Consider the following 1,308-nt stretch of genomic DNA (forward strand, 5'->3'; position numbering starts at 1 on the left):
GACTTGCGGAAGTCGACCGGGTCGCGGCATAAAAACACCTGGTCGATGCGGCAGCCCGGGTGCATCAGCGCGCTCCCGCGTGGGCGTGGGCGTTGGCCTGGTCCAAGGCCAGCAGCCACGCCGGAGACGGCAACGCCGCCATCTCCAGGCGCAGGCCGGAACCGAGCACCAGTGTGCACGGGCCGTCCGCCGCGGCCGTCCCGGCGGCCACCACCCGCAGCGCAACGAACTTGGCCGCTACGCGGCCACCCTCGCTCGCCTCGGCGGCCGGCGTCAATTTGCGACGCCAGTAGTACAGCGACGCCAGCGTCAGGCCGTGCCGCCGCGCATACACGCTCGCCGCACCGCCGTCGCGGCGGCACGCCTCAACGTGGGATGTCCAAAATTCGTTATCGCCGTCCATGCTTGCTCCCGTTTAAATTGAAAGGGCAAGCATGGCGAAATCAGGGCCAGGCCACAAGATTGTGGTTCATGGATCGCTTACTAATAAACGGATTGTCCGTGCGAACCACGCCACGTTCAACAAAGTTAAGCCGGTCAATATTCTGGGGTGGAATCCCATACCGAGCAGCATAATTTGGTGCTGTGAGCGGGTTTTCCATTGCCCAGAACTGCCCTTCAACGGCATCACTAAATCCAGTAGTTCCAGCACGGAACACCGATGAACCGGAATTAATCGTTTGACGCAAAATCAGGGCTTCGGGGTTAAGGCTCTGCCATGCCAGTCCATATGGCGTCGGTATTGCAAAACCACTCCGGACACCCAGATAATCAACTCCGTATCCTATTGCTGAACCTGCAATTGTTCCAAATGCCGCTCCCGCTACGGTTTTCCCTAACATCTTGCCTTCAAGTTCGCCGGCGGTACGGAAGTTTCCGTCGCGAGCATCCAGCGCCGCCTTTCTCGCGTTATCTTGTAAAGCCAGCCCACCTCTTTCCAATGTGTCGAGTGGATGCTTGGCAAAATCAACGATCGCGGATGGCAAGTTCGGCAAGTCATCAGTGAAGAATTCCTTGAAACTCTTCGCCGTGCTTTGGGCCTTGCCGCTGAAGAAGTCGCCGACGTCCGATAGCGTGAGATGCGGACTAGCCTTTATAGGGCGTCCGTCTCTATCTACTGGGGTATCGATGAACTGAGCATCTGGCGGCAAACCATTTGCGATTAGATCATCGGAATCATAGTCGCCACGATTTTCAAACGGATGTCGTTCAGTAGCCCCCTGTGTCAGGATAGTTGTCGCGTCATCTGATTTCTCGTAATCGTACAGGGGGCGGAGCAAAGACGGGCAGTGAAACACTATTCAGCAG

2 protein-coding genes are annotated in these 1,308 nt (G+C 57.4%); both read right to left on the reverse strand.

The window, feature by feature from the left end; genetic code table 11:
* Nucleotides 1-64: 64 nt before the first annotated feature.
* Nucleotides 65-403, reverse strand: a complete 339-nt coding sequence (tnpA, locus tag H7U20_RS12895) for an IS66 family insertion sequence element accessory protein TnpA (protein ID WP_199759558.1) — start codon at nucleotides 401-403, stop codon at nucleotides 65-67.
* 40 nt (nucleotides 404-443) lie between these two features.
* Nucleotides 444-1,280, reverse strand: coding sequence for a hypothetical protein (locus H7U20_RS12900; protein WP_199759559.1), 837 nt, complete (start codon nucleotides 1,278-1,280; stop codon nucleotides 444-446).
* Nucleotides 1,281-1,308 lie beyond the last annotated feature (28 nt).

The organism is Rugamonas violacea, from assembly GCF_016461825.1.
Classification (GTDB): domain Bacteria; phylum Pseudomonadota; class Gammaproteobacteria; order Burkholderiales; family Burkholderiaceae_D; genus Rugamonas.